This is a genomic window from Pseudomonas sp. SWRI51, assembly GCF_014268825.1.
Taxonomy (GTDB): domain Bacteria; phylum Pseudomonadota; class Gammaproteobacteria; order Pseudomonadales; family Pseudomonadaceae; genus Aquipseudomonas; species Aquipseudomonas farsensis.
The window spans coordinates 20496-27503 of sequence record NZ_JABWRG010000066.1; the positions used below are offsets into that span (position 1 = coordinate 20496).

The window sequence follows — 7008 nt, forward strand, 5'->3', positions numbered from 1 at the left end:
GCAATTCAACAAGGAGTTATGCAATGGCTTTGTCCCTGCAAAAAGGCGGTAACCTCTCGCTGACCAAAACCGATCCGTCGCTGACCAAGATCATTGTCGGCCTGGGCTGGGACCCACGCGCCACCGACGGCACCGAATTCGACCTGGATGCCAGTGCCTTCCTGCTGGGCGCCGGCGATCAGGTCCGCAGCGAAGCCGATTTCATCTTCTACAATCAGCTGCGCAGCGTTGATGGCTCGGTAGAGCACACCGGCGACAACCGCACCGGCGCCGGCGACGGTGACGACGAGGTGATCAAGGTCGACCTGAGCCGTGTACCTGCCGACGTCCAGAAGATCGTCTTCACCGTGACCATTCACGATGCCGAAGCGCGTAAGCAGAACTTCGGCCAAGTAGGCGGCGCGTTCATTCGTGTCGTCAACGAGGTGAGCAACAGCGAAGTGGTTCGTTACGACCTGGCTGAAGACGCCTCGACCGAAACCGCAATGATTTTTGCCGAGCTGTATCGCAACAATGGCGAGTGGAAGTTCCGCGCTGTCGGCCAGGGTTATGCTGGCGGTCTGCGTGCTGTTGCCACCAGCTTCGGCCTGAAGTTCTAAGTCCCTTACCTAACACAGGAGCGCAACCATGGCTGTTAGCCTGAGCAAAGGCGGTAACGTATCGCTGTCCAAAGAAGCCCCTGGCCTGACCGAGATCGTGGTCGGCCTGGGCTGGGATGCACGCGTTACCGATGGCACCGAGTTCGACCTGGACGCCTCGGTGTTTGTAGTGGGTGAAAACGGCAAGGTCCTGAACGACGCCGGCTTCATCTTCTACAACAACAAGAAGTCTGCCGATGGCGCTATCGAGCACCTGGGCGACAACCGTTCCGGCCAGGGTGATGGCGATGACGAACAAGTCAACGTCAAGCTCACCAGCCTGCCGCAGGACGTCAAGAAGCTGGTCTTCGCCGTGACCATTCACGACGCCGAAGCCCGCAAGCAAAGCTTCGGCCAGGTCAGCAACGCCTACATCCGCGTCGTCAACAAAGCTGACGGCAAGGAACTGGCTCGCTACGACCTGAGCGAAGACGCTTCGACCGAAACCGCGATGATCTTCGGTGAACTGTACCGCAACAACGAAGAGTTCAAGTTCAAGGCTATCGGCCAAGGTTTCGCTGGCGGCCTCAAGCCCCTGGCTGAAGCCCACGGCGTCAGCATCGGCTAAACCCCGCTGTTGAACCAAGCCCCCGTCTGACGTCAGACGGGGGCTTTTTTGTGCGCGGCGCCAAGCAGAAAATTGCCCGCGTTGCGCGGTCAGCCGGTAATGATGCCTTTGTTGCGGGCTTCTTTGAGCCAGGCAGGGAATTCTTCCATCAGGCAGTCATACAGGGCTTCTTCGCTGAGGTCGGACAGGTGGTCCATGGCGAAGAAGTTGCAGTTGTCGACCACACGGCCCGCCATGTCATCGAGCTTTTCCAGGATGCCGTAGTTGCGCCCGCCCAGCCCGACGAACTGCCAGAAGAACGGCTGGCTGGCGGCTTCGACCATAAGCTTGGTGATCGCCCGGTTTTCGTGCACGCCGCCATCGCTGAGGAACAGGATGTACACCGGCAGCTTGCTGCCATTGCGGCGGTAGTGGTCCATGACCATGCGCATGGCCTTTGGCTCGTTGTTGACCCGTGCACCCACCTCCCACTTGCGCCAGCCGCGGTGGTCGGTCTCGATGTAGTTGCTGTAGTTGCTCAGGGTTGCCGGCGACAGATGCGCAGGCTTGGCGCCGAAGGCGAACACATCCAGGCTGGCATCGTCATCGAAGGCTACTGCCAGCGGGATCAGGCGGTTCAGTACCTCCTGCACGTAGCCGCCGCTGTACTGGCCATCCATCGAGCCGGAGGCATCCAGCACCACGGCGACCTGCGCTTTTACGTGGGTGAGGTTGTTCTTTTCAAGGCTGATCTGGGCCTTTTTGGCAAGGCTGATCAGGGCCGGGGCTGCGGCGGCGATTTTCTTCTCAAGCGACACGGTGGCCTGTACGGGCGGTGCGGGCGGGGCATCCAGTACTTCGCCACCAAAGTGGCGTACCAGCGCGTCCAGGCCCTCGCTGAAGCCCTGCAGGTTGGCTTGCAGGCGCCATTCACCGTTCTTGCGGTAGATGTCGGCGACCATAATCGCTTTCTCGACGCTGAAGGTGCTGCCGGAAAACGCGCAGCTGGCCCCTGTTGGGTTGCCGGGGGCGGTGATGACGAAGCGGCTGTCGGCGATGTCCTTCATGGCGCCGTCGCCGTCGATGGCCGCGGTGAATACCAGCCGGTCGATGCTGGCCGGCAACGCCGCCAGGTTGATCTCGAACTGCCCGGGGGCGACCAGTTTGACGGCATCGCCTGGCGCGCTGGGTTGGTTGAAAAATACCATGTAGCGGTCGTCGGACAGCTTGGACTGTGCGTCCAGGCCAAAACAGACCATGTCGATGACGTGGCCGGACTGGATGCTGATGCTCAGGTTGGCGCGGTCGGCAATGCCGATGGAGCCCAGCGCCAGGCGCTGACCTTGGGTGATGTTCATGAACTCATGTCCTTATGTGAAAGCCGCCAGGGCGCGGCAGCTAAGGCTGCGCGCCGAGGCTTAGACCTGTGGCGAACTAGGGGCGAGGAGCCAGCGGCTGGTTGCGGCGGCGCAGGGTGCGGCGCACCAGCACCACCAGCACGGCGGCGAGGATCAGCAGCACGCTGAAGAAAATGGTATTGAACATCGGGAACGGCTCGGCTGTGCTGGTGGTGGCCTTGATTTCGGTGACGTTGGGGAACATCGAGAAGATCGTGAAGCGCCAGCCGTAATAGCGGATCAGCGCCAACTGCGAGGGGTCGCGGGAGTAACCCTGAGCGCGGGCCTGGACGTCCGCCGAGTCGAACTTGAAGTACCACGGGAAGCCCCAGCCGGTGTCCTCGTTGCGGTACACGGTGACTTCACGGGTGACCGGGTCTTCGGTGTTGATGAAGTACACGTCGCGGGTCGGGCCATCGGCCGGGTTCTCGGCGCTGATCACGCCATCGGCGTCCATCCGCTTGACCTCAACGCCTGTGACGTGAACCACCTCTTGGCGCGGCAGGTAGTGATGCAGGCATACGCCAAGCACCGCGATGATCAGCAAGCTGATGATGACAATCGAACGTTTCACCCAACGCATCGGGCATTTCTCCGGAAAAAAGGGCAAATATGCCGACAGCCAGCAGCCGCCGCATTGCTGAAGTGTTGCAAGGTGCTTCAGCGGCGTTAAACCGCCGCTCACGGGTGCTTGATGATAGTGCTGGGTGGCCGCCAGGGGAAGCGTCGCAGGCCTGTGGACGGTGTTTGCAGCGGTTGCACTGCGTGAAAAAACTGGCAGAGTAGTGCCGGTTCTGCACGACGCTTTTCAGGCGTGACTCAGTGCTGAAACAAGGTCGGGGTGGATACTCCCGGTTAGCGTGCCTTGCGCCAGGCCAACGCCCGCGCAAGGTCTTCCCCATGGAAAAGGCGAATACAGTGAACCTCCCTCTCTCCCCCGGCGCCAACACCAACCTCAGCCTGGCCAAAGGCTTGGTGCGCGTGACCCATGCAGCCGGCAATGGCCTAGACGTCAACCTCACGGCGTTCCTGCTCACCGACAGCGCCAAGGTGCGCAACGACGGCGACATGGTGTTCTTCAACGCCCCTGAACACGCCTCTGGCGCGGCTGCGTTCAGCGCGCCGGTTACCGCAGGCGAGCGGGTCACCCATAGCATCAGTTTTGATCTGGACCGCCTGCCAGCGGGCATTGGCAAGATTGCCATCACCCTGACTCAGGATGGCCCGGCGGGTGGCTTTGCCCAGGTCAAGGACCTGCGCGCGCAGGTGCTGGTAGGCGATCAGGTGCTTGACCTGCAACCGGGCAGTTTCGACCAGGAAACCGGCATTACCGTACTGGAGTTATATGTGCGCAACGGCCAGGCCAAGGCCCGGGCGGTGTGGCAGGGCTTCGCTTCCGGGTTGGCTGGGTTGTGTGGGCTGTACGGGGTTGAGGTGGAGGAGGCGCCAGTTGCAGCACCACCTCCTGCACCCGCAAAGCCTGTGAACATCGGCAAGTCGTTGATCACCCTCGACAAGCCCGGCACTGCGCACAAGGTGACCCTGGAGAAGGGCGCCTCGGCGCCTAAAGTCATCAAGGTCAGTGCCACTTGGGTGGACAACGGCGACGGCCAGGACAACGACGACCTGGACCTGCGCATCGGTATTCTGCGCCCGGACGGGCGCATGTCGATCATCCAGGCGCCAGACAAGCGCGGTTCGCTGACCGAAGATCCATACGTTTTCCATACCGGTGATGTGGTGGCGGCCAGTGTCTCGGCGCCCGGCATCGAGACGGTGGAGATCAGCACCGAGATTTCCCAGCGCATGGGCGGCAAGGTGGCGTTGGTGTGCAGTGTGTATTCGGCAGTGGACAACGGCGCGGTATCGGTGGCTTCACTCAAACCGAAGATGCGCATGGAGTACGGCGACCAGGTGGTCGAGTGTGCATTCGAGTTCAAAAAGGGCTTTTTCAGCAGTGCGGTCTACACCTATGTGCTGGGCACGGTTGAGATCGACGGCGATGAAATCCGCATCAGCCCGAGTGGCGTGACCTCGCGGGCCGGCTCTGAATCCACGCCTTGGCTGACGCGCAAGGGGGCGGAGTTGGTACTTACCATGGACGGGCCCTATGTGTTCAAGGGCGAGCCCATTGAGGCCAAGGGTAACAAGCGCTATTGGTGACTGGCTGGCACCGGCTTTGCCGGTGTTCGCGACACAAGGCCGCTCCTACCCCCAGCCGCGTACTAGCTTGTACCGTGGTCGGGGTAGGAGCGGCCCGGTGTCACGATGGGCCGCAAAGCGGCCCCAATACCCGAACTCCGATACATACCACGCAAACAGCTACCCACCCGTTACGCTAAAAAAATCCCCAGGCGTCACGCCAAACAGCTCTCGAAACGCCGCGATAAACGCTGAGGTGCTTTGATACCCCGCGCTTAACGCCACCTGGGTCACCGATGCCCCCCGGCCCAGTGCCTCCAGCGCCCCCAGCAGCCGCATGCGCTGGCGCCAGGCTCGGAAGCTCAGGCCGGTCTCGCGCAGCAGTATGCGCCGCAGGGTTTTTTCGGAGGCGCCAAGCGCCTCGCCCCATTCGGCCAGTGTGCGGTTGTCGTCCGGGGCGTCCTGCAAGTTACGGCACAGTTGCAGCACCCGTGGGTCTTGGGGCAGCGGCAGCGACAGGCTGACTTCACGGGCGGCGCGCAGTTGGTCCACCAGAACCATGGCCAGGCGGCCATCTTCCCCGCTTTCGTCATATTCAGTGGGGCAGCGCGCAAATTGCTTGATCAGCTCATGGGTCAGCGGCGAGATCTCGATCACCCGGCAATGGTTGTGCGCCGCGCCAAACAACTGCGGCGCCAGGTACAGGCTGCGCATTTCAGTACGGGCGAAACTGAATACCTCGTGGTCCATGCCCGGTGGCATCCACACCGCGCGGCGGGGCGGGGCGACGAAACTCTCGCTGGCGGTATGCACATGCAGCACGCCGGAAATGGCATACGACAGCTGCACCCACGGGTGGCTGTGCATGCGCGTGCGTTCGGGCAGGGCCAGTGACTCGGTGCGCGCGTACACCGCCCGTGGCAGTGCGGTGAGTGCCGGGACGATGCGCTCCTGCACGTCGTATTGTCCGTTTGTCGACATTTGTTGCCCTCATCGCGTTAGCCGGTTACCGCCAACAAGGCTAAGGTAGCCCGGCAACCAAAACAACACAGGATTCGTGCGTATGGCCCGTTCGCGTTTCATGCCGGACAACTTCACCCTCACCTTGATCGCAGTGGTCGCCATGGCCACGGTGCTACCGGCTCGCGGCCAGGTGGCGGTGGCGTTCGACTGGATCACCAACATTGCCATCGGCCTGCTGTTCTTCCTGCATGGCGCCAAGTTGTCGCGCGAGGCCATTTTTGCCGGCGCCGGGCACTGGCGCCTGCATTTGCTGGTGTTTGTCTGCACCTTCGTACTGTTCCCGCTGATTGGCCTTGCCTTGAAACCAGTACTGCTGCCGCTGGTGGGCGATGAGCTGTACCTGGGCTTCCTGTACCTGTGTGCCCTGCCAGCCACCGTGCAGTCGGCAATCGCCTTTACTTCGCTTGCACGCGGCAACGTGCCGGCTGCTATCTGCAGCGCGGCGGCGTCCAGCCTGATTGGTATCTTCATCACGCCTGCGCTGGTGGCGCTGCTGATGGGCGTCCATGGCGACAGCGGCTCGACCCTTGAGGCGATCCGCAAGATCAGCCTGCAATTGCTCGTCCCATTCGTGGCGGGTCAGATTGCCAGGCGCTGGATCGGCGAGTGGGTAGGGCGTAACAAGAGCTGGCTGAAATTCGTGGATCAGGGCTCGATTTTGCTGGTGGTCTACTCGGCCTTCGGCGCTGCGGTGATTGGCGGGCTGTGGCAGCAGGTGCCGCCGACCATGTTGGCGTGGATCGTGCTGGGCTGCTGTGTGGTGCTGGCGTTGTCGTTGGGTATCACGGCGCTGTTGGGCAAGTGGTTGGGCTTCAGCCTTGAAGACCGCATCACCATCTTGTTCTGCGGCTCGAAAAAGAGCCTGGCGACCGGCGTACCGATGGCTCAGGTGTTGTTTGCCGGCAGCACCATTGGTTTGTTGATCCTGCCGCTGATGATTTTCCACCAGATCCAGTTGATGGTCTGCGCGGCGCTGGCCCAGCGCTATGCACGCCGGCCGGAGGCGCCCGTTTCGCCAGAGCAGGCGTCAGTAGCTGCCGGGAAGTAACGTGGCGTTGGCACCGGCCTCATCGCAGGCTGGCGCCAGCTCCCACAGGCGTTGAGCCAGCCCTCCATATCGCAGCTGACGCGGTCACTGTGGGAGATTCTATGGTTTTGTACAACCCTGTTTTCGCCAGACACATCTCCTTGTGGCGAGCGGGCTTGTCCCGCGTTGGGCTGCGCAGCAGCCCTGAAAACCCAAAGGGCTGCTGAGCAGCCC

7 protein-coding genes are annotated in these 7008 nt (G+C 62.0%); 4 read left to right on the plus strand and 3 right to left on the minus strand.

What is annotated here, in order from left to right; genetic code table 11:
• Positions 1–23 precede the first annotated feature (23 nt).
• Together HU720_RS17425 and HU720_RS17430 are read left to right on the plus strand one after the other, a co-directional pair.
• Positions 24–599: a TerD family protein gene (locus HU720_RS17425; protein WP_186521182.1), complete on the plus strand. Its 576-nt coding sequence runs from the start codon at positions 24–26 to the stop codon at positions 597–599.
• A gap of 28 nt (positions 600–627) precedes the next feature.
• Positions 628–1206 (plus strand): TerD family protein, encoded by a 579-nt coding sequence (locus HU720_RS17430; protein WP_186521183.1) that lies wholly within the window; start codon positions 628–630, stop codon positions 1204–1206.
• An 89-nt stretch (positions 1207–1295) separates the two neighbouring features.
• Here the strand turns inward: HU720_RS17430 and HU720_RS17435 are convergent, their stop codons facing one another.
• Both HU720_RS17435 and HU720_RS17440 read right to left on the minus strand, forming a co-directional pair.
• A complete protein-coding gene (locus tag HU720_RS17435; RefSeq protein WP_186521184.1) occupies positions 1296–2543 on the minus strand; it encodes a VWA domain-containing protein in 1248 nt (415 codons plus the stop codon).
• 76 nt (positions 2544–2619) lie between these two features.
• Positions 2620–3165: a DUF1523 family protein gene (locus tag HU720_RS17440; protein WP_186521185.1), complete on the minus strand. Its 546-nt coding sequence runs from the start codon at positions 3163–3165 to the stop codon at positions 2620–2622.
• 335 nt (positions 3166–3500) lie between these two features.
• Between HU720_RS17440 and HU720_RS17445 the strand changes: the two genes are divergently transcribed.
• A complete protein-coding gene (locus HU720_RS17445) occupies positions 3501–4745 on the plus strand; it encodes a TerD family protein (RefSeq protein ID WP_186521186.1) in 1245 nt (414 codons plus the stop codon).
• A 159-nt stretch (positions 4746–4904) separates the two neighbouring features.
• Here the strand turns inward: HU720_RS17445 and HU720_RS17450 are convergent, their stop codons facing one another.
• Positions 4905–5705 (minus strand): helix-turn-helix transcriptional regulator, encoded by an 801-nt coding sequence (locus tag HU720_RS17450; RefSeq protein WP_186521187.1) that lies wholly within the window; start codon positions 5703–5705, stop codon positions 4905–4907.
• A gap of 82 nt (positions 5706–5787) precedes the next feature.
• Here HU720_RS17450 and HU720_RS17455 point away from each other — a divergent pair, with 82 nt between their 5' ends.
• A complete protein-coding gene (locus HU720_RS17455; protein ID WP_186521188.1) occupies positions 5788–6795 on the plus strand; it encodes a bile acid:sodium symporter family protein in 1008 nt (335 codons plus the stop codon).
• The last annotated feature ends 213 nt before the right edge of the window (positions 6796–7008 follow it).

Coding starts and splice junctions, on each gene's coding strand:
- HU720_RS17430 (WP_186521183.1), top strand. CDS start 628: ATGGCTGTTAGCCTGAGCAAAGGCGGTAACGTATCGCTGTCCAAAGAA.
- HU720_RS17450 (WP_186521187.1), bottom strand. CDS start 5,705: ATGTCGACAAACGGACAATACGACGTGCAGGAGCGCATCGTCCCGGCA.
- HU720_RS17455 (WP_186521188.1), top strand. CDS start 5,788: ATGGCCCGTTCGCGTTTCATGCCGGACAACTTCACCCTCACCTTGATC.
- HU720_RS17435 (WP_186521184.1), bottom strand. CDS start 2,543: ATGAACATCACCCAAGGTCAGCGCCTGGCGCTGGGCTCCATCGGCATT.
- HU720_RS17425 (WP_186521182.1), top strand. CDS start 24: ATGGCTTTGTCCCTGCAAAAAGGCGGTAACCTCTCGCTGACCAAAACC.
- HU720_RS17440 (WP_186521185.1), bottom strand. CDS start 3,165: ATGCGTTGGGTGAAACGTTCGATTGTCATCATCAGCTTGCTGATCATC.